This window comes from Pantoea allii, from assembly GCF_046529425.1.
GTDB classification, from domain to species: Bacteria; Pseudomonadota; Gammaproteobacteria; order Enterobacterales; family Enterobacteriaceae; genus Pantoea; species Pantoea allii.
Genome location: NZ_CP125958.1, coordinates 2121565 through 2146761, shown reverse-complemented (window position 1 = coordinate 2146761; position 25197 = coordinate 2121565). Strand labels below are relative to the sequence as shown.

The following is a 25197-nucleotide window of genomic DNA, read 5'->3' as shown; positions in this document are numbered from 1 at the left end:
CTATCCGTGTCCGACTCCGCCTCACGCTTCCCTGCCGACTTCCTCGACCTGATACGCCAGAGTTTGCCCGATGACACCAGCCTGCAGCAGTTTATGGATATCAGCCTGCAGCCTTTGCGCCGCAGCCTGCGGGTTAACACCTTAAAGATCAGCGTGAGCGACTTTCTGGCACAAACGGCCCACTACGGCTGGCAGTTAACGCCCGTGCCCTGGTGCAAAGAGGGATTCTGGATCACCCGCGAGGATGAAAGCCTGCCATTGGGCAGTGTCGCCGAGCATCTGAGCGGCCTGTTCTATATCCAGGAAGCCAGCTCGATGCTGCCGGTAACGGCATTGTTTGATGCGCACCCCGATGCGATGAGCGTCATGGACATGGCCGCGGCACCCGGCTCAAAGACCACCCAGATTGCCGCCTGTATGCATAATCAGGGCGTCATCCTTGCCAATGAGTTCTCTTCCAGCCGGGTCAAAGTGTTGCACGCCAATATTACCCGTTGCGGCGTCACCCATAGCGCACTCACGCACTTTGATGCCCGCGTCTTTGGACCTGCGCTACCGGAGCAGTTTGATGCGATCTTGCTGGATGCGCCCTGCTCCGGCGAAGGTGTCATGCGTAAAGACGCTGATGCCCTGAAAAACTGGTCGCTTGCCAGCACCCATGATATTGCCGCTACCCAGCGCGATCTGATTGACAGCGCGTTTCATGCCCTGAAGCCAGGCGGTACGCTGGTGTACTCCACCTGTACCCTGAATCAGATTGAGAACCAACAGGTGGTGGCCGGGCTACTTGAGCGCTATCCGAATGCCGTCGAAATTGCCCCCTTGCAGTCATTGTTCGCAGGTGCGGAGCGGGCAGCCACGCATGAGGGTTTCCTGCACGTTTTTCCTCAGCTGTTTGACAGTGAAGGTTTCTTCGTCGCCCGCTTACGTAAAACGGCGTCCGTCGAGCGTTTGCCCGAACCGACTTATAAAGTCGGTAAGCTGCCGTTTAGCCACCTGAGCCGCAAGCTCGAAAGCGAGATTGTGCAGGCAGCCGCGAAGGTCGCCATTCAATGGGATGATAGTTTGCAGCTCTGGCAGCGTGATAAAGAGATTTGGCTGTTCCCGACCGCGGTTACACCGCTGTTAGGTAAGGTGCGCTTCTCGCGGATTGGCCTGAAGCTGGCAGAGACCTTTGCAAAAGGCTATCGCTGGCAACACGAGGCGGTTATCGCGCTGGCCTCACCGCGCCCTGAGCAGACGTTTGCGTTGAGCACGGCGGAAGCCGAAGAATGGTATCGCGGTCGTGATATCTATCCTGAAAATGCGCCAACCCTCGACGAAATGATAGTGACCTATCAACATCAGCCGCTCGGTCTGGCCAAACGTGTTGGTAGCCGCATTAAAAACAGCTACCCGCGCGAGCTGGTGCGTGATGGCAGGCTGTTCCGCTAGGCGCACGCACGCAATGTGACACTGTCACGTTGCGTGCCCTGTTTTTGGCCCAGGATTGCGGTTAAATCGGGCGTGATGTGATGGAAGATGCGTTAAACAGGACAGGACCACGCCGGACGCCGCCGGCGCGTTCAGCCTTTATGCGTTGCGCAGTTTGGCGGGATGCGTCAGCAGTTTAGCCGCAGGCCGGATTGGCCGCCGGACTAATTCCCCGCCACAGTTTGGACACAGCCCTTTAAGATGCTGCTCAGCACAGGGAGCGCAAAAGGTACATTCGAACGAACAGATGCGCGCATCGTAGGATGCGGCAGGCAAGTCGGTATCACAGCGTTCACAGTTAGGGCGCAGTTCTAACATGGCATCCTCCTTGGCGGTAGCGTCTGTCAGCGTGGCAAAAGCCGCACCGCTTGTCGAGGATTTTCATCTTGCCATCAGGATGCCGTATGGATTTTATCAGCGGTTAGCGTGTTCCTGATTTTGCGTATCCTTGCTGCCCCGATCGTCATCGTCCTCTTTATTCTCTTCGTCATCCTCGTTCTCTTCGTCGCTATTCACCATCGCCGCCTGAATCGCCTCATCTTCCAGCACCGGGTTAAGCGCCGCGCCTAATGGCGATGTCGCCAGGCTGTCTGGCAAGACCACATGGGGCAGCGGTACTTCGGTGGTCGGCAACGGAAGCGGCGTTTTCATATAGCTCAATGCGGCAATCAGCAGCGTACACAGGGTGAAGAACAGATAAAGCATGTTGCTGCCAAACGGCTGAATTAATGCCCCCACCAGCAAAGGACCGATACTGGCACCGATGCCAAAGGCCATCAATAAACAGGCCGTGAGTGACACGCGCTGCTCGGCAGCCACCTGATCGTTAGCCAGAGCGACCTGTAAAGGATAAAGCGAAAACTGCACCATGCTGGCAACAAACGCGATGCCCAGCACCCAGTTGAAAGAGAGGTTTGGCAATACAACCAGCGGCAGACAGGCCAGCATCAATACGACGGAAATATAGAACAACAGTCGCTGGCGGTCGTAGCGATCGGACAGCCAACTGAGGGGAAACTGTGAAACCAGCCCGGCGAAAATAGTCAGGCTCATGAATATCCCGGTTTGGGCATCGCTGAACCCTTTACTGCTGGCGTAAACCGGTGCCAGACCATAAAACGCACCGACCACCATACCAGTTAACAAGGTGGTACTGAGCAACTTTGGAATCGTGCGAATAAAATAGCTCAGCTCCATGGGCGCGGGCGACATGGGCCGCACATGGGTGCGCGTTGTCAGGGCGATGGGCACCAGACAGAGCGCAAAACACAGGGCCACAATCAACAACGTATTGATACCAAACCCGCTTTGCAGCGTCAGCACCACCTGGCCACTACTCAACCCAAGGTAGGTTGCCACCATATAGAAGCCAAAAATCAGGCCGCGCTGTGAAGATTCCGCCTGATCATTGAGCCAGCTTTCCAGCACCATGTACTGACACATCATGCACAGGCCGATAATCAGACGCAGAAAAACCCATAGCGGTATAAAGTCTGTCAGACCGTGCCCTATCACTGACGCGGTGATAATACCGGCACAGGCCACATACGCACGAATATGGCCGACGCGCGCAATCAGGTTGTGCCCCACTTTTCCGCCGATCACCAGGCCAATGTAATAGGCTGCGATAATCGCGCCGATCACCGCCCCGTTAACCTGTTCATGCGCCAGGCGCAGCGACACATAGGTCGTCAGCAACCCCGACCCCAGTAGCATCAGCAACGTAGTGGTGTAAAGCGGCAGAAATGTTCTAAGAATTTTTCGCATACGACTCCCTGTCAACCACGGTAATCGGTGTCCTGTAATCTTTAAAGATAGTTGATTTTGTGACGGTTTAGGTCGGGACTATTCCGACTATGAAAAAAGCCCGTAAACCTCTCGGCTTACGGGCTGCTGACTCAGGCGTTGGGGAAGGTAATGTTGCTTCCCGGTGCCTCGCGATGGAGGTGGATAAAGTTCAGGTGACGTTCATATTGATCGAGGATATCAATAATCACCTGCTCTTTGCTGTAGTCCATCAGGTCATTGCCCTGACTGCCTTCCAGCAGGAAGGTTTCCAGCCGGTAATAGGTGGACTTACCGCTACGCGCCCGGTAGGTAAAACCAGGTACCGAGTATTGCTGCGGCCAGACCTGGTAGAGGAAGTCCTGCTCGTCGCCCAACTGAACGCGCAAATCCAGATAACCCAGCGGATGCTCGTCGTCAGCCGCCACCTTATCCAGCGAAACCCTGGCGCCACGCAGCTCCAGCTCTTTTGCCACTTCCTGCATGGCAGGGAAGATGGTCTCTTCCATCATCTTCAGGGTGTAACGCGAGCCGGGGTAGTTCATCAGCCGCGACAGGCGTTTTTTCCAGGTCAGACGATCGGTCGCATGTGCCAGGTAAGGCGCAGTATCGCGTGTCGCACTGGCACGACGGTAGTCCTCTACCTTGAGTGACTTATACAATCCCGCCATCACAAAGAAGATCACGAAGCTAAACGGCAGCCCCATAATCACCGTGGCATTTTGCAACGCAGTGATGCCGTTGGTCATCAGCATACTCAACGTCAGCACACCAATCGCCACCGACCAGAAGATACGCAGCCAGTTGGGCGCATCGCTGTTGATGTCTTTCAGTTTTGAGGTGAAGTTACCTAACACCAGCGAACCGGAATCCGCCGAGGTGACGTAGAACAACATACCGGTAATGGTTGCCACCGATGCGCTCAGCTTAAACGCCGGATACTGGGCCAGCAGGCTATAGAAACCGCGCTCTGCGTGCGTCATCACTTCCTGGGCAAAGCCCGCGTCGCCATGAATAATTTCATACAGGGCGGCGTTACCGAATACAGACAGCCAAAGCAGCGTAAAGGTAAAAGGAATCACCAGCGTGCCAAGAACGAACTCACGGATGGTACGACCACGTGAAATACGCGCCAGGAACAGGCCAACGAATGGCGACCAGGCAACCCACCAGGCCCAGAAAAACAGTGTCCAGCTGTTCATCCACTGTGTTGGCCGATCAAAAGCAAAGGTATTCAGCGTCATGCCCATAAAGCGGTTGATATAGTCGCCCACATTAAGGACCAGCGCATTAAGCAGGAAGCTGGTATCACCGGCAAACAGGACAAACAGAATCAGGCCAAGTGCCAGTGCCACATTCAGCTCGGACAGAATACGGATACCTTTGTCCACGCCAGAGGTAACAGAGATGGTCGCGATAACCACCGACAGAATGATCAGGGCCGTCTGGGCGGTCAGCCCTTCGGGAACATCAAACAACACCTTCAGCCCGTAATTCAGCTGAACAACGCCGATGCCGAGCGTGGTTGCGATACCAAAAATCGTGCCGACAACCGCCGCAATATCCACGGTATGTCCAATCGGGCCGTTAATGCGCTTTCCAAAGATAGGATACAGCGCCGAGCGGATGGTTAACGGCAGATTATAACGGTAGCTAAAATAACCCAGCGCAATGCCCATTAAGGCATACATTGACCAGCCGGTTAAGCCGTAGTGGAACAGCGTCCAGACCATCGCCTGGCGGGCCGCCTCCATGGTCTGCCCTGCACCTTCCGGCGGCTGCATATACTGTGAAACAGGTTCCGCTACCGAAAAGAACATCAGGTCAATACCGATACCGGCGGCGAACAGCATCGCCGACCAACTCAGTACACTGAACTCAGGCTTTGACTGCTCTGGCCCCAGCTTGATCGAGCCGAAGCGCGAACACGCCATATAAACCACAAAGACAATGTACAGCGTTGCCGCCAGCATGTAATACCAGCCAAACGCGGCTGACACCCAGTTAACTGCCTTTAAAATCCAGCCTGCAGCTTCGTTGCTAAACAGAATGGTGATGAGTGAAAACGTCAGAATCAATCCTGCCGATGTGTAAAACACTACAGGATTGATTCTGTCTTTTTCACTAGTTGGTGGACTCGTCATCGTTTACCTCTGGTTGTTGGCTTGTAAATTCTGCAAGAGATCAATCCGGTTAAAAATCCGGCGCCCTGGCGGCATGTGTTTTTTTACGCTTCGTTTCCTGCTGTTACATTCTGGTCAAAACTAGCAAATCTGCCACACTTACCGCTTCACTTACTCAACTTTTAAGACACATCATCCTAACAAGGTTTCTATTTATATTGAACATCCAATCAAAAAAAGTTTAAATAGAGGCTCGGTTTCAGGCTGGAGTGAAAGTCATGCCAAAGGTAGGGATGCAGCCAATACGACGTCGGCAGTTGATTGATGCCACGCTGGGCACCATCAATGAAGTCGGCATTAATGATGCCACCATTGCCCAGATTGCGCGGCGCGCAGGCGTTTCAACGGGCATCATTAGTCATTATTTCAAGGACAAGAATGGCTTGCTGGAAGCCACCATGCGCGATGTAACCCGACAACTGCGTGAAGCGGTCGCGCATCGGCTGGCTCCACTGGCGCAGGCTTCGGCAGAAGTCCGGCTGCGCGCTATCGTCGACGGCAATTTTGACGAAAGTCAGGTGGAACGCGCGGTAATGAAAGCCTGGCTTGATTTCTGGTCAAGCAGCATGCATCAGCCTCAGCTTCGACGGCTGGAACGGGTCAGCCACCGGCGCTTGTTTTCAGCGCTGGCAGTGGAATTTCGCCGCCAGTTGCCCAAAGAAAAGGCCCGCCTTGCCGCCCACGGGCTGGCCGCCATGATAGATGGCCTGTGGCTACGCGCCGCACTGAGCGGAAAGCCTTTTGACCCGGCTACCGCCCGGACACTGACCACCCAATTCATTCGTCAGCAGTTAGCTGGCGAACACGAGTAACGGAACCAGGAGAAATTATGTCCCGATTCAACGAGCAACAACTCTACATCAATGGTACTTACGTTGCCGCTACCTCTGGTGAAACCTTCCAGAGCATTAACCCGGTTAACGGTGAGGTACTGGCTGATGTTCAGATCGCCGGACGCGAGGATGTCGATCGCGCCGTTGCCGCTGCCCGAAAAGGACAAAAAGTCTGGGCGGCCATGACCGCAATGGAACGTTCACGCATTCTACGTCGTGCGGTTGATATCCTGCGCGAGCGCAATGATGAGCTGGCTGAACTGGAGATGCTTGATACCGGTAAGCCGTTCAGTGAAACCGCAAGCGTTGACATCGTTACCGGTGCCGACGTGCTGGAATATTACGCTGGGCTGATCCCTGCGCTGGAAGGCCAACAAATTCCGCTGCGTGATACCTCATTTGTTTATACCCGCCGCGAACCACTAGGCGTTGTCGCAGGCATCGGTGCCTGGAATTACCCGGTTCAGATTGCACTCTGGAAGTCTGCGCCAGCGCTGGCGGCGGGCAACGCCATGATCTTTAAACCCAGCGAAGTTACCCCGCTGACGGCGCTGAAACTGGCTGAAATCTACACAGAAGCCGGCGTGCCAGATGGTGTGTTTAACGTGCTGCCGGGCACCGGCGCGGTCACCGGCCAACTGCTGACCGAACATCCGGGCATTGATAAGGTGTCATTCACCGGCGGTGTGGTCAGTGGCAAGAAAGTCATGGCGAACGCGGCAGGTTCCACGCTGAAAGACGTCACGATGGAGCTGGGCGGTAAGTCTCCGCTGATTATTTTTGATGATGCCGATCTCGACCTGGCAGCCGATATTGCCATGATGGCCAACTTCTACAGTTCTGGCCAGGTGTGCACCAACGGTACGCGGGTGTTTGTGCCTGCCGCGCTGCAGTCTGCCTTTGAGGCCAGGATTCTTGAGCGCATTGCACGTATTAAAGCAGGCGACCTGCGCGATCCTGACACTAACTTTGGTCCGCTGGTCAGCTTTAGCCACCGTGATAATGTCATGCGCTTTATTGCATCTGGCATTGAAGAAGGCGCACGTCTGCTGTGCGGCGGTAAGCGCTTAACCGGCGAAGGCTTTGATCAGGGTGCCTGGGTTGAACCCACCGTATTCAGCGACTGCCGTGATGAGATGAAGATTGTCCGTGAAGAAATCTTTGGCCCGGTCATGTCGATTCTGAGTTACACCTCTGAAGACGAAGTGGTGCGCCGCGCCAATGACACCGAGTTCGGCCTGGCTGCCGGTCTGGTGACGCAGGATCTGAACCGCGCACACCGGGTGATCCATCAGATTGAAGCCGGCATTTGCTGGATTAACACCTGGGGTGAGTCCGCCGCCGAAATGCCGGTTGGCGGTTACAAGCACTCTGGCGTGGGACGTGAAAACGGCCTGATGACGCTGCAAAGCTACACCCAGGTCAAGTCGGTTCAGGTGGAACTGACGCGTTTTCAGTCTGTATTTTAATCCCCTAACCTGAGGAACGACGAATGGAATTTGATTACATTATCATCGGAGCCGGATCCGCAGGGAATGTTTTGGCTACCCGACTCACCGAAGACAGCAACGTAAATGTTTTACTGCTGGAAGCGGGCGGCCCTGACTACCGTTTTGATTTTCGCACCCAGATGCCTGCAGCCCTGGCTTACCCTTTACAGGGAAAACGCTATAACTGGGCGTACGAAACAGAGCCTGAGCCCTACATGAACAACCGCCGGATGGAATGTGGCCGGGGCAAAGGCCTGGGCGGTTCATCGCTGATCAACGGTATGTGCTATATCCGCGGTAACGCCATGGATCTGGACAACTGGGCTGACATGCCTGGGCTGGAGAACTGGAGCTATCTGGACTGCCTGCCCTACTACCGTAAATCAGAAACGCGCGATACCGGTGCCAACGATTACCATGGCGGTGACGGCCCGGTCAGCGTCACTACGCCGAAGAAAGGCAATAACGTTCTGTTTGAAGCGATGATTCAGGCTGGCGTTCAGGCGGGCTATCCGCGTACCGATGACCTTAACGGTTATCAGCAAGAAGGCTTTGGCCCGATGGATCGGTTTGTGACGCCTGAAGGCCGACGCTCCAGTACCGCTCGCGGCTATTTGGACAGGGCGAAAAGCCGCCCTAACCTGAAAATCACCACACATGCCACGACTGACCGCATTTTGTTTGAAGGTAAGCGCGCGATTGGCGTCGAGTATTTAATCGGTGACAGCAATACGTTGCACACGGCTCACGCACGTCGTGAAGTCCTGCTGTGTGCGGGTGCCATTGCCTCACCACAAATTCTGCAACGCTCCGGCGTCGGTGCCTCAGCGCTACTGAAGCAGTTCGATATTCCCGTGGTACACGACCTGCCAGGCGTCGGTGAAAATCTGCAGGATCACCTTGAGATGTATCTGCAGTACGAGTGTAAAGAACCGGTATCGCTTTATCCGGCCTTGAAATGGTGGAATCAGCCTAAGATTGGTGCGGAGTGGCTGTTTAACGGCACCGGCGTGGGAGCAAGTAACCAGTTTGAAGCGGGCGGCTTTATTCGTAGCCGCGAAGAGTTTAGCTGGCCAAATATTCAGTACCACTTCCTGCCGGTAGCGATTAACTACAATGGCTCGAACGCGGTTGATGCGCATGGTTTCCAGTGCCACGTGGGTTCAATGCGTTCACCGAGTCGCGGTCACGTGCACCTGAAATCACGCGATCCGCGTCGCCATCCGGCTATCCTGTTCAACTATATGTCTCATGAACAGGACTGGCATGAATTCCGCGATGCGATTCGTATCACGCGCGAGATCATTAATCAGCCCGCGCTGGATAAATACCGTGGCCGCGAAATCAGTCCCGGTATTGAATGCCAGACCGATGAACAGCTGGATGAGTTCGTGCGTAACCACGGCGAAACGGCCTACCATCCTTGCGGCACCTGTAAAATGGGCAACGATGAGATGTCGGTCGTTGACAGTGAAGGCCGCGTTCACGGACTGCAGGGGCTACGCGTTGTCGATGCCTCTATCATGCCGCTGATTATCACCGGTAACCTGAATGCGACCACCATCATGATCGGTGAAAAAATTGCCGACAGCATTCGTGGCCTTGAACCACTGCCACGCAGCACGGCAGACTACTATGTTGCAGGGGATGCTCCCGTCCGCACGGCGCCAGAACGCACGGCGTAACGGTTTTCTGTGCCACCACCAAGCCGGACATCTGTCCGGCTTTTTTATTTCTCTGCCAGAACGAAACCGCGCCTCAACCTACGTCATATTCACCTGATATTCGTCAAATACCCGAACAAACAGACTGTCTCTTCATCTGACTACGTGATATAACGCTGTGGTGTTTATTACCGGAGGCTTTATCCGTCCACTGAAGAGAAGCAACAACGTGGATGCATTGTTAAATTATGAGCAGGACGTTCATTACGCTTTTTACCGCCCTTTTAACCCTTACCGCTTTCAGCGTTAACGCCGTCGATCAGCACTGGCGCAGCGCGCTTTAGCCCCCTCTCTGCCAGCAAATTTCTCTTTCTGCCGTTGCGTTACGCATCACGGTAAATCATGACGTTTATTTGTGGAGAAAACCCATGCGCGCCTGGGGATTATTAGCACTCGCTATTGTTACGGAAATCATTGGCACCTTAACCATGAAATGGTCCAGCCTGAATCAAAGCCAGACGGGATATGTGATCATGCTGGGGATGATTGCCTGTTCTTATCTCTTTCTGAGTTTCGCCATTAAGCGCATTGCGTTGGGTGTCGCTTATGCGCTCTGGGAAGGCGTTGGCATTATGCTGATCACCGTATTTAGCGTGCAGCTGTTTGACGAAACCTTATCGCTGATGAAAGTCTGCGGCCTGTTCACCCTGGTTGTCGGCATCCTGTTAATGAAAGCCGGCAGCGGTGAGGTCAAGGAGGCAGAACATGATCCTGCCTGATCTGATTCACTTTGCCTGGCTGGCGCTGGCCGTACTGCTGGAGATCGCCGCTAATATTTTACTTAAGTACAGCAACGGCTTTAAAAAACCCGGTTATGGGATTCTGTCGTTGGCCTGCGTGCTGCTGGCGTTTAGCGCGCTGTCTCAAGCGGTAAAAGGCATTGAGCTGTCGATTGCTTATGCCCTGTGGGGCGGCTTTGGCCTCGTCGCGACCGTGGCAGCAGGATGGATTCTGTTTGATCAGCGGCTCAACCGAACAGGCTGGGCCGGGCTTGCCCTGCTATTACTGGGAATGATTATCCTTAAACTGGCCTGACACTGCGGGGACGGTGACGTCCCCCATTGTCATTTATGACGTCACGCGTATTAGGCGATGCGCAAAAACATCCCTGCGCGCTCGGGAGGCAGTGCCGGTTCAAAACCATAGCGCGCATAAAAAGCGGGCGTACCGTGGCTGGCGATTAAACTGATATAAGCTGACGGCGGTGCGTGACGCTGAATATAATTCATCAGCGCACGCATAATACGATCGCCTACGCCTTTCTTTTGATGCTGCGGGATCACTGCAATATCCGTAATGACAAAAAAGCATCCTCCGTCCCCGATGACCCGGCCAAGACCAATGGGGCTATCCTGGTTATCCGACCGTGCCCGCGTGCTCTTAGCTGTACTTCACGAGCATTTGCAAAGCCTCATCAAAGTGGCCTTTCGCTTCGGCCTCGCGAAAATAGCGCACGCGCGCCACGCAGACTTCCGCAGGCGTTGCCCCGCTATGCAATAACGTCATCACCTCATCGGCAAACGCATCAAGCGGCATACTGTTGGCATCCTGTGACTGTCCGGGCGCCAGCTCGGTCTGCACCTGGGGCGGGATAATCTCAATCACCTCCACCTTTCCCTGCAATAGCGGCCGAATAGCCGCCGTATAGGAATGGAGTGCCGCTTTGGTCGCACTGTAAGTTGGTGACGCCGGAAAAGGCACAAAAGCCAATCCTGACGAGACGTTGATGATGGCCGCATCGGGCTGACCGCTGAGATGATCGATCAGCGCATCCGTGAGCCTGATGGGGGCAATAAAATTGGTTTCTGTCATTCTGGCTACCTCGCTCAGATCCCGCCCTGTAGTGATATCTTCGGGGCTGAACACACCGGCATTATTCACTAAAACATTCACGTGCGGGTAGGTGCGCAGTAGTTGAGGAATGGCGTTGTTGACGTCGGCTGCATCCGTAACATCCATCACCCAGGTTGCAATCCGCTCTCGTCCGGCAGCCGCGTCGTCTAAGGTTTCCTGCCGACGCCCGGTGATAATCACCTGATTTCCGGCGTCGTGCCAGCGATGTGCCAGTGCGCGCCCAATGCCCGATCCCCCACCGGTAATCAACAACGTATTGCCACTCTTTTTCATGTTTTCGGTTCCCGTTTGACGTACCAGACAGCGTTAGCGAGCACATCATCTCGCCGTTCAATTATTAACCACAGCGTCAGAATCCTCTCACTTTTTTGTTTGCGGGTGGACTTGGCAACAGCGTTAAGGCTTAGTTACCGCCTTAGAGCCAGTATAACTAACTGATTAACGAGGTTTTACCATGTCTGCGACACGAGGTTGGTCCACGGAGCTGGAGGGGTTGCGTGGCATTGCTTCTCTTTGGGTACTGCTGGGGCACATCAGTTTGCTTATCCATTGCCATATCACCCTGATTTCCTCACCCGGCATTGGTGTGGATCTGTTTATCCTGCTTTCGGGTTATCTGATGGCGAAAAACTACGTAGAACGCCAGCATAAAGAGCCCTGGCAAAGTGCGGAAACCATCAAGAAATTCTGGTTACGTCGTTTTTTCCGCATCGCCCCGCTCTACTATTTGCTGCTGGCCGTTGCGCTGATTTACGGCCCCTGGTTTGGTGAAATGCGCGATACCATTGCACAGTTTTATTCCGGCACCGCGACAGAATCCTCCCGCTATGCCGATCAGTCGTTGATGAACGTGCTAACGCACCTGTCGTTCCTGTTCGCCTTGCTGCCCGCCTATGGATTCAATACAACGCTGCCCGACTGGAGCATTGGGCTGGAAATGCAGTTCTATCTGCTGTTTCCCTTTATTATGCTGGCGGTGATGCGCTTTGGCTATGCCACCGCCCTGCTGAGCATTATGGCGCTGAGCTGTGCCGGTCGTTACCTGCTACCCGACTACTATGAAGCGTTTGAAATGCCATCAATGATTCTGATTAAACTGAATATGTTTATTTCAGGTATGTTGCTGGCCGAAGCCGTTCGACGCAAATCCCTGCTTTATATCGTGTTTGCCCTAGCCGGTCCGGCAGTCAGCGTTCTTATCGGATTGGGTGCCATTAAGCTGCAGGTGATGCTGGAAGCCGTCATGATTATCGGTATGGCGGCCGTGCTGTGGCAGTATCAGGAAAACAGTCTGATGGCGAAACTGATCCAGATCCCACGCAAGCTTTTGAACAACCGACTGAGTACATGGTTAGGTGACGTCTCGTTTTCGGTTTATTTGCTGCACCTGCTGATCGTGATTCCAGCGATTGCGCTGTTGCTTAATCAGACGGATATTGAGTATCAACATGATCTGACGCGTTTCCTGATCGTGTGCGCCGTGTCGATTCCGCTGACCTATGCACTGGCATCGTTGCTGTTCAAATACGTGGAAAAACCGGGGATCAATCTGGGTAAAAGGTTCCTGTCAGCTAAGCCTGCACGCTGACCGAACAATGGCTCGCGAGTGCGAGCCATTTTATTCACTTCACACTGCTTTACCCACCTCGTGCTGCCTTTCCCTCACGTGTTCATCCGGTGACTCCGGCGTATCGGCGATGCTGCTATGGGTTTTTAATCCGGCGACATGAACGCGATCGATCCTGGTGTGCACCAGACCTTGTGCGGTTGCCCCAAATGAAATCATCAAAAATAACCAGGCCACGGCTAACGGTTTCTTCATTGCGCTTTCCCATGCTGTGAATGGAGTCGCTATAGTGAAGAAACTGGCGTAATGAAGTGTCTGATAAACTTAAAATTCGCGTCAAGATTGTTACCTCGATCACACATTCTTGCCGCTGTTTATCCTCTCTTCCTGCGGGCACAGCACCCGGTTGCATCCTGCTATCTCGGCACGCGGTGTTATCTGTTCGGTAATGTTGCGTCATCTCCGGGGAGAGAGGATGGCATCGCCGTGTGCGATAGGCGGTAAGGCACTGGCTAAAGCCTGATAGCAGGTCGCTGGCATGATCCTGATGCCCGCTGAATCAGCGCTATCAGGCTTAATCTAAACCACCATTATAATTTATGTTTTCACCGAAAATCCGCGCTCAAACCGATTAAACACATCAACCTGCCATCTTAAATTCCTGAATTCCGCCTGAATATACTGCCCATAACAAAAATATCCCTCTTTATTGATTAAGATCATTTTTCTGATTTATAAAAATAATATTAAAGAAACTTATGTAAATTTTGCTTTTTTCGTTAATCCTTTTCCAGACTGGTGCCGATAGAGAACAAAACGGTAATCCATCGGGAACATCTACATGAAAATCTCTACTCGTCTTTCAATCGGTTTCGGTTTGTTAATTCTGCTTTTTATTATCTGTACCTCCGTCTCCCTTAACTCGCTGCATAACGCTAAAACGGGGATGGATGAGGTCGTGAATGTCAAAATGAGAAAGTACCAGCTTATTCTTGATATGCGCGGCGGGCTGCGGGATTTGGCGATAGCCGTGCGAAATCTGGCCTTACTTTCTGACACGAAAGAGATGCAGCCAGAATGGGAACGCATTGAAACGCAGAAAAGCCTGTTCACCAAAAACCGTGAAACGCTTGAAACCATTATGCAGAGCCAGTCCACTGCTGAAGAACAAGCTGCCTTGAGTCACATCAAAGAACTTGAGGCCACGGTGATGGGTGCCTTTGAGTCCGCCGGGCAACTGGGACTGAAGAATGAGCGAGATGAAGCGACACGTTATCTCATGGAAACCCTGCGTCCGCTGCAACGCGATATGCTGAACGCCCTAAATAAAACCACCGATATTCTGATGCACAACAGCCGAAATGCGGTGGAAGTCAACAGCAATGCCACCAGTCGGGCCTCGCTGACCCTGGTGTTTTTATCCGTGCTTTCCGTGCTGTTCTCGGTGGCCACCGGCTATATGATAACCCGTGTGTTGATGCGCCAACTTGGCGGTGAACCGGCGCAGGCACAGGTGCTGGCGGCCACGATTGCCGCAGGCGATCTGACCTCCAGCGTCACGCTCCGTCGTAATGATTCCACCAGCCTGCTTGCTTCACTGGATGCCATGCAGGCCAAACTTCGTGGTCTGGTATCGGAAATTAAACAGACCTCGGGCAATGTCGCGCTGGCGGCTGAAGAAATCGCCCAGGGTAATACGGAGCTCTCCTCCCGTACCGAACAGCAGGCAGCCGCGCTGCAGGAAACCGCAGCCAGCATGGAACAGCTTACCGCCACAGTGAAAAGTAATGCCGCCGGTGCTCAGAGTACCGCATCTACGGCTCGCGAGACCGCCGTACTGGCACGCAGCGGCGAAAGCGACGTCCACCGGATGTCGGAAACCATGAACGAGATTTCGCTGAGCGCGTCTAAAATTCGCGATATCACCGGCGTCATCGAAGGAATTGCCTTCCAGACCAATATTCTGGCGCTCAATGCTGCGGTTGAAGCCGCACGGGCCGGCGAAGATGGCCGCGGTTTTGCGGTGGTGGCGGGCGAAGTCCGTACCCTGGCGCAGCGCAGCGCTACCGCAGCGAAAGAGATAAAATCACTGATTGAGCAGGCAGTGGAACAGGTTGGTAGCGGCGTGAAAGTCGCCAGCGGTACAGGTGAAAGCATCCTGAAGATTGTCAGCATGGTGGGCGATCTGGCCAGCGCGATGGATGAGATCTCACTGGCCTCTTCCGAACAGATGCAGGGCATTTCTCAGGTCAGCGTCGCCGTCAGCCAGATGGACAGCGTCACGCAGAATAACGCCGCCCTGGTGGAAGAGTCATCGTCCGCTTCACAGTCACTTTCTGAACAGGCGCACGCCCTGCGCGGCATGGTCGAAGCCTTCAGGGTATAAATGCGCCCTCTTCATCTGGCAGAGATGACCTGACCGATCAGGTTATGTCTGCCATCCCGTTACGGGGACCGGGCCAGAACAGTGCGGCCTGGCCCCAGCCGGCCTCTGCGTCCCTGTCTGACTGCCATACCTCGCCCTCATAGATGATGAAACTCTTGCCCTGTTTATCTACCCGCGGCCCGCTGTAGCCGGTGGCAATGCCGTCGCGTTTGACAATGTCCAGCAGGCGCTGCCGCGCTTCCCTGTCGGAAGGTCCGGCACTGAGTCGTGAAGGCAATTGCAGCATCTCTTCCAGGCTGTATTTGAAGCAGCTCAGTGCACAACGATTGGCGTAGACAAATACCGGATCGGCTTCGCTACTGTGGGCCAGAATGCTGTACGGTGCATGTTCATGCAGCCACAGGTAGCGATCAGCACGCTCATCGGGGCAATAAAGGCCACGTCCGGTGAGTGCGCGGTAGCGTTCATCAATACGCTGCAATAAAGCCAGTTGGTTTTCCGTCGACATTATCAACTCCGTTACAAAAGGCAGGATGCGAGGAGGTAATGTGGCGGGATGCGTGTTGAAAATCAAGAATGGGTTACGGTGAAGATGAATGGCTCACAGGTATCTCCCTCGCGCGCTGCGCACAGCACGGCTATCGCCGCTCAGTACACGTTAGAATATTGGCATCTCCCGCGCCCCATCCACAGGGTGATCCATAACGGCATTCGAGTCTGTTGGCTTGCCCTGTGTGCGCTGAAGTCAGCCAGCCTGAACGCAATATCAGGCTGGCTGGCGGTTTAGCTCAACGGCGGCCAAAAGGCTTTATTTGCCTCGATAAGATCGTCGAGAATCGCGTTTGCGACCGCCGCACTCGGCACCGTTTTAGACAAGGTAATGGCCTGCCATAACTTTTGCCGGGAACGCTGTTCCCATGCCTCCACCACAAGCTTTTCGACCGCAACCTGCTGACTCATTAAGCCCTTCTGGAAAGTAGGAATGTCTCCAACCTGAAGCGCTTCCGCACCGTTACGACCGACCAGACAGGGAATTTCCACCATCGCTTCCGGGTCGAAGTTAGAAATGGCACCCCGGTTAGGCACAATTAACAGCATACGCGCCTGAGTATTGAAGGCGATCGCGGTTGCCAGATCGACAATGTAGGAAGCATGTTCGTCTATCTCCAACTCGCCGGCAGATGAATGACCTGCATCGCTGATTGCCCTGCAGGCACTGAATACCTGCTTTTCACGATGATCCATGACTTCATTAGCGCGGGTGCGTGCAGGATTGGAATGCGCGACTACATAATCAGGAAACAGATAATATTTCAGATAGGTATTGGGCAACGTCAGTGGGTCCAGCGCCTGCACATCGCGCGCCTTCACGAAGGTGTCGTTCCAACTCGGCTCTACTGACGACGCCTCTGAAGGCGGCACATAGCCGTGTTTCGCCACGTACTCACGCAGTTGTGGCATCAAATCATTTCCCTTCAGATCTTCAACAGCGGTCCACCAGCCAAAATGATTGAGTCCGTAATAGCGTACCCGCATTTGTTTGCGGTCTTGCAGACCGACAATTTTTGCCATCCGACCTTCTATACCAATCGGCATATCACAAATGTTCAGGATCTTAGCCTCAGGTCGCAGGCGCCGCGTTGCCTCAGCCACGATGGCGGCCGGGTTAGAATAATTCAGCATCCAGGCATCGGGTGAGTACTGCTGCATATAATCGACGAGCTCAAGGACGCCGCCGATTGAGCGCATCCCATAGGCAATGCCACCCGGCCCACAGGTTTCCTGGCCCAGCACACCATGACGCAACGGGATTTTTTCATCTTGCTCACGCATGGGATATTTACCGACCCGAATATGCGCCATAACAAAATCGACGTCGCTAAATGCTTCCTGCGGATCGGTGGTGTAGCTGAACGCAATCTCAGGTGCCTGTTCCTGCAAGATAATCTGACAGGCCTGTGCAATGGTTTCCTGACGGGCGGCGTCATTATCGTAAAATTTCAGCTGGCGCAAAGGAAAGCGGTGCCGGTTCGCCAGGAGCATCAGCACAATACCCGGCGTAAACGTGCTGCCGCCGCCCGCAATTAAAACTGAGAATGTCTTCATAATGGTTTCTCCATGGAAGGTGTTGCTTCAGATTCGGCCTGGTCTTTCATTTGGCTTTCAAGTTGCTCGCGCACCTGGGGGACCTGTAAGCCCACGATGACCTGAATACCGTTGCCACGCCGGACGACACCGTGCGCCCCCAGCGCCATAAACGCGGCATCGTTTTGCGTTTTAGCCTCATCGACCAGGGTTATCCGCAGGCGGGTGGCGCAGTTGTTGATGTTGGCTATATTGCTGGCCCCGCCCAATGCATGCAGAAACCCCCTCGCCTGATCGCGTTGCGGGTTCTGCCCACCAGATGAAGCAGGCGCGTGTCGCGCTGCCCGGTAGTCGGCTTTGTTGTAAAGCCTGACTTCACTGTCCTCACGACCGGGCGTTTTCAGGTTCAACCGCAGGATGAGTTGGTGAAAAACCACAAAGTAGAGGCCCGTAAAAACCAGGCCAATGCCTATTTGGGTCAGGACCATGCCAGCATGATTAGGGAACATGGGTATCCAGTTTTGCGGCAGAAACTGGTCCAGTAAGCCGCCGCCATAATTCCCCACGACGCCGCACATATACATTGCTGTCGCCATGCTGGCGGCCAGCACAGCGTGCACCGCAAACAACAGAGGCGAAATAAACAGGAAGGTAAACTCCAGGGGTTCTGTGATGCCGACCAGTACGGCTGTCAACGTGGCCGGAATTAATAACCCTGCGACTTTGATCCGCTGAAGCGGTGAGGCTGTCGAATAGATCGCCAACGCAATCCCCACTGCGCCAAACACTTTGGCATTGCCATGAAGGGCGAAACCGCCTTGAGGAAACAGTTGTTTGAGGGGTTGCGTGCTCTGGCTGAACGCCTGCAGATGCTCGGCCCAGTAAACCTGGATGCCACCTTCAACCACTGCCGGGCCAAAGATAAAAGGTCCATAAATAAAATGGTGCAGTCCGGTGGGGATCAGAATGCGTTCAAGAAAGGTATAAACCCACACGCCAACAGCGCCCGCATCGCGTAAAAACTGTTGAAGCGACTCAATGCCCATTTGAATTTTGGGCCAGCCAAACAGCGTTAACCAGGCGCAGGGGATCATCGCTAAGAAGGCAACAATGACCACAAATGATGAGCCCTGAAAAATACCCAGAAACACCGGCAGTGGTTTATCAAAATAACGATTGTGTAACGCCGTCACCAGACCGGCGATGACGATGGCACCAATGATGCTGGTATCCAGCGTTTTTATCCCGGCGATCATGGCCAGTCCGCTTCCGGCTTCGGTACCTTTGGAAAAATCGACGGAAAAAAAATCGCCCCAGGTGCTGCCCATGGCATTAATCAGGTAATTCCAGGTTAAAAAACTGACGACAACGGCCAGGCAGGCACGTCCCTGAGCCTGTTTTGCCAACCCCACCGGCAAGCCAACCGCAAAAATTAACGGCATATTTCTAAAAACCGTCCAGCCGCCTTCTTCAATAATGAACACGACTTGATTAAATAAACTATCTGGATGCGTTAGTGCTTCCCCTACAAATAAAGGATTGCGTAACATAATTGAAAGGCCAACGATGATGCCGGCAAAGGGAAATAACAATACTGGGGTAAACATGGCGCCGCCAAAGCGCTGTATTTGACTGAGCATTTTAGTTCCTCACGCAACGACTCTAAGAATATATCGTTATAGTCAATGTAACCGCAGTCAAAATAAGGCAATAGCTCACCTGACATACGTGGTCACTGGCGACTTTGTGAGCACCCTCATGGTTTTATTTTTAATCATGATGTCTATTTTCATGGTAATAACCAGACATCTTGCAGTGCGGTTAAAAAAAATAAAAATTGAGTTTATTTATAACCCCTGCACGCCTTAACGTTATGCTACGTATGTTGGCGGTTATGTCCCCATTCCAGGAGGTACAGAAGTGATCTATAAATTTATTGCTGACAAACTTCGTCTCCGGTTAAATTCACCCTACGTGGCAGTCGGTAGTGCTATACCGGCTGAAAAAGTGCTCGCCACAGAATTTGGCGTGGCGAGAATGACCCTACGTAAGGCAATAGATTTGCTGGTCAGTGAAGGGTTGCTGGAGCGACGACATGGCAGCGGAACCTACGTTTCAGGAAAGGATATTTGTCATGAAACCAGTTCGCTCACCGGGCTGGCTGAGGTATTACGTCTGCAGGGAAAGGAGGTTATTAGTAAAGTTCTGGCATTTGAATTAATCGCCGCGCCTCCCGCCGTAGCCAGTCAGTTACGCATAAACAGCGGTGAACGCCTCTTTTTCTCACGTCGGTTACGATATGTTGATGAAAAGCTGCTGATGCTTGAAGAAAGTTATATGCCAGTTAAAACATTTCCTGATCTTACCCTGGCCCATCTGGAAAAATCTAAATTTGACTATATCGAGCAGGAATGTGGCATTGTTTTAGAGGGCAATTACGAATCTTTGAGCCCGGTTTTATCAGATAAGCGCCTGTCGCACCTCATGAATATCGCTGAGAAAACACTGCTACTTAGAGTCGATTCGCTTTCATACAGCAATACGGGCGCATTTATCAACTATGCAGTGATGTACAGAAACACCTACGATTACCAGGTTAACTATCATTTACGACGCACCGGGTTGAGTGACTAAAGCTATCAGCAGGCTTCATCAAGGCACGAGCGTCCTTCACTCCTGTGAAATAAAATCACCGGTTCGAATCACAGGTCAATTTCCTGAGACAGAGTTTCGCTAACACATTTTAAAATGTCGTTAAATTTAATGTAGCAGGCGATCGGATAAACTTGTCTGTTAATTTAACAAAAGCGTCACTCATAAGGAAAATGAGGGCACTTATTTCAAATTAAGGAAAATGCAGTTCTTTCCTCGCGGCACATCTTTAGCGATCCACTGCTGTGCTGCATAATAGCTTTGTAAAAATTATCCTCCTCCCTATCATCAGCCACGTTCAATTGGTTAATTAAATTTATAAGTCCTTTTAAATGACCATTCCCCCAGAAACTTTCACCCTACGTACAGATTTTATTATTTAAAAAATATGCGTTTTTTATTAATTTTTTATATATTTTCTGCCGATAAGAACCCTGAACTTAACTTTCAGGAATTCTAAGATGAAAATCTCAACGCGTCTGGCAATAGGTTTTGGCCTGTTAATTCTGCTTTTTATTATTTGTATTGTTATTTCTTTCAAAGCCCTTAATTCCGCCAGTGCCGGTATGGATGATGCGGTCAATGTTAAGATGCGCAAATATCAACTCGCCGTTGATATGCGAGATGAACTGAGAGATATGGCTATTGCAGCGAGAAACCTCGCGCTTCTTACCGATATCAAAGCAATGCAGCCTGAGTGGGAGCGGCTGAAACTGCAAAAAGCGGCTTATTTAAAAAATCGTGAAGCCCTTGAAACCATCATGCGTACGGACTCCACGGCCGCCGGGCGTGCCGCGCTGGAAAAACTTCAGGTCAATGAAGATCAGGTGCTCTCCGGTCTGGAAAAGGCCGGTCAGTTTGGTCTGGATAACCGTTCACAAGAAGCCATAAATTACCTGATGGTAACGGTGCGTCCTGCTCAACGTGCACTTCTCAGTTCTCTTAGCGAAATGACTACCGTTCAGTTGAATAACAGCCGTAAATCAGTCGAAGATAACAGTCGTTCAACCCGAACCTCAACGCTCATTTTGGTTATCCTGGGCCTGCTTTCCATCGTGTTTTCAGTCGTCACCGGATTTATTATCACCCGTGTGCTGATGCGTCAGTTAGGGGGCGAGCCTGCTCAGGCCCAGTCTATTGCGGCTGCGATTGCCAACGGTGATTTGACCTCCGCAGTGCTACTGCGTCGTAACGATACTTCAAGCCTGTTGGCCTCCCTTGACGGTATGCAGGCCAGGCTCCGCAGCCTGGTTTCAGAGATCAAAAGCTCTTCCGCTAACGTCGCGCTGGCCGCCGATGAAATCGCACAAGGCAATACCGAACTCTCTTCCCGTACTGAAGAGCAGGCTGCCGCCTTACAGGAAACCGCTGCCAGCATGGAGCAGTTAACCGCGACAGTGAAGAGCAATACCTCTGGGGCACAGCACACAGCGACATCAGCGCGCGAGACAGCCAATCTGGCTCAACGTGGCGAGGCCGATATGCAACGGATGTCGGAAACCATGAAAGAGATTTCAGACAGTGCGACAAAGATCCGTGATATCACCGGCGTCATTGAAGGGATTGCTTTTCAGACCAATATTCTGGCGCTTAATGCCGCCGTTGAAGCCGCGCGGGCCGGAGAGCAGGGTCGTGGTTTTGCCGTAGTGGCAGGGGAAGTCCGAAATCTGGCCCAGCGTAGTGCTATCGCCGCCAAGGAAATAAAAACGCTGATTGAACAGGCAGTTCAACAGGTTGCAGACGGTGTGACAGTCGCGAGTGGAACCGGTCAAAGTATTCTGAAGATTGTTAACATGGTGGGTGAACTGGCAACGGCAATGGATGAGATCTCTCTGGCCTCGTCCGAACAGATGCAGGGGATTTCGCAGGTCAGCATCGCCGTGAGTCAGATGGACAGCGTTACCCAAAACAACGCCGCACTGGTTGAGGAGTCCTCCTCGGCATCACAGTCACTTTCTGAACAGGCACACGCACTGCGCGGCATGGTTGCAGCGTTCCAGGTGTAGCGCCCTTTAGCACAAGGCAATGAAACGTGACCGAGCCCCGGTTACGTTTCGGCCCTCCGGTTGCGGGGGCCGGGTGCTGTCTGACCAACCCTGTGAAAACAGGGCTAGATTGTCGCAAACGCAGTTCCCCTATCTCTTCAGGGCTGGGGTTAAAGTACTTTAGTGCACAATGATGACACCCTGTCTGCTACACCGCTTTAGCCAGAGCTGTAACGCGCTTATTAACACAGTCATGAATAGCCGTCATCGACATCATAAAGGCGGTGAAGCCCACGTCGGCTGAGTTAACCGGAAAATTGATCGATACGCTGCTTAAGGCCAGCATTTTTTAGATAACATCACTCTTTGTGCAGCGAGAAGCCTGATGCGAGGGAGAAAGGTAGTGGACTCTTATTGAACATCAAAAACTCAATATTAGGTGTTATATGCACATGCATGTAAAAATTAGATACTGATATCAGCATGTCAGGGTGCACATAAAGAGAAAAAGACGACATCAAATTTATTTAATGTCGCCATGATTACGTAAGACCTTTTCATTCTGCAAACCAGCTTCAATCAGAGATCATAATCAGCAATTATATCTTCCACCTGCTTGTTACCTCTGTATTTCTTCTTTAACTGTTTTTGTTGCTCACGGGCCTGTGTACAATATTTGTCTACACCAGCTTCAATTTCCTTTTTCCGGCTTTTAGATAAAGAGCTGTCCCACTCACCCGCGAAATGCTGACAGTCCTCAGCGTTGTCCTGAAAAGCCTTTACATCAGCTTGTAATGGCTCAGCTTGCACGGAGGAACAACTGACTGTGACTAATAAGGTTGTTAGCACCATTATTATTTTTTTCATATTATCTCCCATCCGATGACCAGTGGGGCTTATCTCTGGCACCACCATGATATTTAATTACGCCATAACTTCTGCCTACCAGATGAAGTGCTGTATTCATTCCATCCCTCGGGGGGACTTTTATAATGACAGTTCTGTTATTTTTGTCGACGATGTTTAGATCACCTGACCATGAAATGTTCATATCAATAGCATTACCCTCGGTATGCCGACTCCGTAATGCTGGAGCTACATGCAATCCAGTCATGCCGTAGGCGGCTACCATAGCGTTAGCTTCATGCAAACTTTTAGCATCGTTTTTATGGTCCCATTCGATGTTTACACCAGCCATCGGAGGTACATCGGAAACGTGGACGATCCTCCGGCTTATTTTCCAACACCAATGCATGAGGTAAGCTCTTTCTGGTGGGCGAAGCGTAGCTGCAATGGTAACGCTGGCTCCGGCCAGCTTCAATGCAGACAAAAATTGCTCAACATTTGTTCTAAATGGGTAACTTAATGTTTGAGTCGATGCACTGCCCTGAAATTTATTGACCCAACGTGCGCCACTTAACTCCTTCATAATACTCTCCTTTTTTAGCACACTTAATAATAATTGAATTTGAATGGATTGAAAAGTCATAATTAAAATTTCATTAAAATTCACCTGTTAAAAATAGCTTTTTATTTTTTTCTTAAATTACCCCCATCATCGAAAGCACATTTTTAGGCGACAAAGACGAACACTACCAATTTTTATTGGTAGTGCAATTAATTTGAAGCGTGTTTACACGGTATCTAAATCTACGCCTTCCAAAGATGAATTCCTGTGCTTGACTATGGCTTGTGAACCTAAACTCAGTATTGAAATAATCTGGAGTTGAACGATCAGTGCTGTCTTCACAGAGCACGCCCTATAAAAGCGCAAAGAATTGGCCAATAAACATCAAATCATCCCTGAAAAACCATCCATCGACTGGATAAATCAGAGTCATCAGAACCCTTTATCCAAAAGCACCCCTTATAAATATAAACTATTGTATTAATAAAGCATTATTTAGAAATTCATCCGCGACTGTACGTCAGGAAAAGAGTGCGAGTTTTCGAAAAGAATCAGTGAGCCAGTTGAGAAAAATATAAAAAGCAGACAGAAAAAACGATGAGACGGTTAAATTTTTATAACGCCCTATTCAGTAACCGGAGGCGAGTTAAGCGTAAGTCGCTCATAATAATGCTGCAACAAAGCATATTGAAGTGCTAATAACTTTAAAATAAACGGTAATCAGCTTAACTCAAAATACGCTTCACATGAGGGTTGCGAGAATGAGTACGAGCCATGATAAATTGACGTGTATTAGTCAGACTCTGATTTTGTATATTTTTATTGATTTATTAAATTTGTAGCTCGTTCTTAATCGACAAATGTATTTTTATATTTAATTTCCTTCCTGCCAAATCTGGCATCATAGGTTGAATGATCCTCGGGCCATGAATCATGCTTCCGCATAGTATTTGGCCTATGTCCGTCGTTCAGTTCTTTGACCGGTGGTTACCTGACGCCGCTCAAAGAACTGAACGACGGGTTCTAAAAGTTTATCCCAAAGCACTCCGATATTGGTTCGACTAAAGGGCCAGGTTATGCCAAATCCCCACCTGTTTATCTAAAACAGGAAAACCAAAAATCAGCGAAAGCACAAGAATTAACGTATTGATTTTAATGAAAATTAAAATTAATGGTATAAAAAAAGACCGAACACGATTCCTGTATTCGGTCCAGGGAAATGGCTCTCAAGGAGCCGTGCGCTAAAAGTTGGCATTGATAGAGGCTCTCGCCTTGCTAATAAAGCGTAGGACAACCCTGTAGATTTTCCAGCCAGCGCAGCGGCTCAGTCCATAAACCCGACAGGTTTGTGACCGGTAAGACAAATTTTCAGTGATTCGGGCACGTCACCGTGCCCTGAGTCTTATTGGGTGCACAGCGCCTGGGCGCGTTCAACAATCAGTTGCAGACTCATCATCTGACCCGGATGTGCTTTATCGGGTGCCTGAATCACACTGATGGGCTGCGCTGTCACCCGCTTAGCATTGAGCTGGGCATCCGCTTTATCATTGAGCGGATACTGCATCAGAGTACTGGGATTGATGGCAAACAGCGATCCGTCTTTCTCGCAGGTTAACATCACCTCTTCACGATTAAATGGCCATTTGTCTTTGCCAATTTCAAAACGGCTGACGGTGATGATTTGCGCCGCCAGCGCCTGACCAGCCAGCGTTAATAACAGCAGTGTGGGGATCGCTCTCTTCAGCAACATAACTTACCTTTATCGGGTTCTT

The 25197-nt window shown here is 51.6% G+C and carries 22 protein-coding genes; 10 read left to right on the top strand and 12 right to left on the bottom strand.

The features are described 5' to 3' along the window. The first annotated feature begins 6 nt into the window (after nt 1-6). Nucleotides 7-1434 carry a 16S rRNA (cytosine(1407)-C(5))-methyltransferase RsmF gene (rsmF, locus tag QNH99_RS10145; RefSeq protein ID WP_410517632.1) on the top strand — a complete coding sequence of 476 codons (1428 nt, stop codon included), beginning with the start codon at nt 7-9 and terminating at the stop codon, nt 1432-1434. Between the two features lie 138 nt (nt 1435-1572). Here rsmF and QNH99_RS10140 read toward each other — a convergent pair whose 3' ends face one another. From QNH99_RS10140 to QNH99_RS10130, 3 genes are all read right to left on the bottom strand, one after another. Continuing rightward, complete coding sequence (locus QNH99_RS10140; RefSeq protein ID WP_063879861.1) at nt 1573-1791, bottom strand: DUF1272 domain-containing protein; 219 nt, start codon at nt 1789-1791, stop codon at nt 1573-1575. Nucleotides 1792-1887: 96 nt separating this feature from the next. After that, entirely contained in the window at nt 1888-3240 is a 1353-nt protein-coding gene (locus tag QNH99_RS10135; protein ID WP_410517631.1) for an MFS transporter, read from the bottom strand. A gap of 131 nt (nt 3241-3371) precedes the next feature. Then, the gene (locus tag QNH99_RS10130; RefSeq protein ID WP_063879863.1) at nt 3372-5402 is read right to left on the bottom strand and encodes a choline transporter; all 2031 of its coding nucleotides are present in this window, start codon (nt 5400-5402) and stop codon (nt 3372-3374) included. Nucleotides 5403-5659: 257 nt separating this feature from the next. Between QNH99_RS10130 and betI the strand changes: the two genes are divergently transcribed. The 5 genes from betI to mdtI all read left to right on the top strand — a co-directional run bounded on the left by betI (nt 5660) and on the right by mdtI (nt 10523). Then, complete coding sequence (gene betI, locus QNH99_RS10125; protein WP_096011177.1) at nt 5660-6253, top strand: transcriptional regulator BetI; 594 nt, start codon at nt 5660-5662, stop codon at nt 6251-6253. Nucleotides 6254-6270: 17 nt separating this feature from the next. Then, nucleotides 6271-7743: a betaine-aldehyde dehydrogenase gene (gene betB / locus QNH99_RS10120; RefSeq protein ID WP_410517630.1), complete on the top strand. Its 1473-nt coding sequence runs from the start codon at nt 6271-6273 to the stop codon at nt 7741-7743. 23 nt (nt 7744-7766) lie between these two features. Then, on the top strand, nt 7767-9449 hold the full coding sequence (gene betA / locus QNH99_RS10115; RefSeq protein ID WP_096011175.1) for a choline dehydrogenase: 1683 nt from the start codon (nt 7767-7769) through the stop codon (nt 9447-9449). A 407-nt stretch (nt 9450-9856) separates the two neighbouring features. Then, nucleotides 9857-10207 carry a multidrug/spermidine efflux SMR transporter subunit MdtJ gene (gene mdtJ / locus QNH99_RS10110; RefSeq protein WP_096011174.1) on the top strand — a complete coding sequence of 117 codons (351 nt, stop codon included), beginning with the start codon at nt 9857-9859 and terminating at the stop codon, nt 10205-10207. Beyond that, nucleotides 10194-10523, top strand: a complete 330-nt coding sequence (gene mdtI, locus QNH99_RS10105) for a multidrug/spermidine efflux SMR transporter subunit MdtI (RefSeq protein ID WP_109716467.1) — start codon at nt 10194-10196, stop codon at nt 10521-10523. Before mdtJ ends, mdtI begins: the two co-directional genes overlap by 14 nt. Before the next feature lie 50 nt (nt 10524-10573). Here mdtI and QNH99_RS10100 read toward each other — a convergent pair whose 3' ends face one another. Further along, nucleotides 10574-10831, bottom strand: coding sequence for a GNAT family N-acetyltransferase (locus tag QNH99_RS10100; protein WP_410517667.1), 258 nt, complete (start codon nt 10829-10831; stop codon nt 10574-10576). 37 nt (nt 10832-10868) lie between these two features. Continuing rightward, nucleotides 10869-11615, bottom strand: coding sequence for an SDR family oxidoreductase (locus QNH99_RS10095; protein ID WP_256852255.1), 747 nt, complete (start codon nt 11613-11615; stop codon nt 10869-10871). Nucleotides 11616-11796: 181 nt separating this feature from the next. Here QNH99_RS10095 and QNH99_RS10090 point away from each other — a divergent pair, with 181 nt between their 5' ends. Continuing rightward, a complete protein-coding gene (locus QNH99_RS10090) occupies nt 11797-12930 on the top strand; it encodes an acyltransferase family protein (RefSeq protein WP_410517629.1) in 1134 nt (377 codons plus the stop codon). Nucleotides 12931-12969: 39 nt separating this feature from the next. On the opposite strand, the gene QNH99_RS10085 is transcribed toward QNH99_RS10090, so the two are convergent. Beyond that, a complete protein-coding gene (locus QNH99_RS10085) occupies nt 12970-13164 on the bottom strand; it encodes a hypothetical protein (protein ID WP_063879871.1) in 195 nt (64 codons plus the stop codon). 586 nt (nt 13165-13750) lie between these two features. Here QNH99_RS10085 and QNH99_RS10080 point away from each other — a divergent pair. After that, nucleotides 13751-15295 carry a methyl-accepting chemotaxis protein gene (locus tag QNH99_RS10080; protein WP_218994465.1) on the top strand — a complete coding sequence of 515 codons (1545 nt, stop codon included), beginning with the start codon at nt 13751-13753 and terminating at the stop codon, nt 15293-15295. A gap of 37 nt (nt 15296-15332) precedes the next feature. On the opposite strand, the gene QNH99_RS10075 is transcribed toward QNH99_RS10080, so the two are convergent. The 3 genes from QNH99_RS10075 to QNH99_RS10065 form a co-directional block, all read right to left on the bottom strand. Beyond that, the gene (locus QNH99_RS10075) at nt 15333-15803 is read right to left on the bottom strand and encodes an MEKHLA domain-containing protein (protein WP_410517628.1); all 471 of its coding nucleotides are present in this window, start codon (nt 15801-15803) and stop codon (nt 15333-15335) included. 275 nt (nt 15804-16078) lie between these two features. Beyond that, nucleotides 16079-17401, bottom strand: a complete 1323-nt coding sequence (locus QNH99_RS10070) for a 6-phospho-alpha-glucosidase (protein ID WP_063879875.1) — start codon at nt 17399-17401, stop codon at nt 16079-16081. Further along, nucleotides 17398-19020, bottom strand: coding sequence for an alpha-glucoside-specific PTS transporter subunit IIBC (locus tag QNH99_RS10065; RefSeq protein ID WP_283355228.1), 1623 nt, complete (start codon nt 19018-19020; stop codon nt 17398-17400). The genes QNH99_RS10070 and QNH99_RS10065 overlap by 4 nt, the downstream gene beginning before the upstream one ends. A gap of 280 nt (nt 19021-19300) precedes the next feature. On the opposite strand from QNH99_RS10065, the gene QNH99_RS10060 reads away from it, so the two are divergent. Continuing rightward, nucleotides 19301-20014: a GntR family transcriptional regulator gene (locus QNH99_RS10060; protein WP_063879878.1), complete on the top strand. Its 714-nt coding sequence runs from the start codon at nt 19301-19303 to the stop codon at nt 20012-20014. A gap of 479 nt (nt 20015-20493) precedes the next feature. Further along, nucleotides 20494-22038, top strand: coding sequence for a methyl-accepting chemotaxis protein (locus QNH99_RS10055; RefSeq protein ID WP_096011164.1), 1545 nt, complete (start codon nt 20494-20496; stop codon nt 22036-22038). 558 nt (nt 22039-22596) lie between these two features. On the opposite strand, the gene QNH99_RS10050 is transcribed toward QNH99_RS10055, so the two are convergent. The 3 genes from QNH99_RS10050 to QNH99_RS10040 form a co-directional block, all read right to left on the bottom strand. Then, nucleotides 22597-22932, bottom strand: a complete 336-nt coding sequence (locus tag QNH99_RS10050) for a hypothetical protein (RefSeq protein WP_306277974.1) — start codon at nt 22930-22932, stop codon at nt 22597-22599. After that, nucleotides 22886-23446 (bottom strand): peptidoglycan-binding domain-containing protein, encoded by a 561-nt coding sequence (locus QNH99_RS10045; protein ID WP_410517627.1) that lies wholly within the window; start codon nt 23444-23446, stop codon nt 22886-22888. Before QNH99_RS10045 ends, QNH99_RS10050 begins: the two co-directional genes overlap by 47 nt. Nucleotides 23447-24827: 1381 nt before the next feature. Further along, nucleotides 24828-25175, bottom strand: coding sequence for a YebY family protein (locus tag QNH99_RS10040; protein WP_410517626.1), 348 nt, complete (start codon nt 25173-25175; stop codon nt 24828-24830). Nucleotides 25176-25197 lie beyond the last annotated feature (22 nt).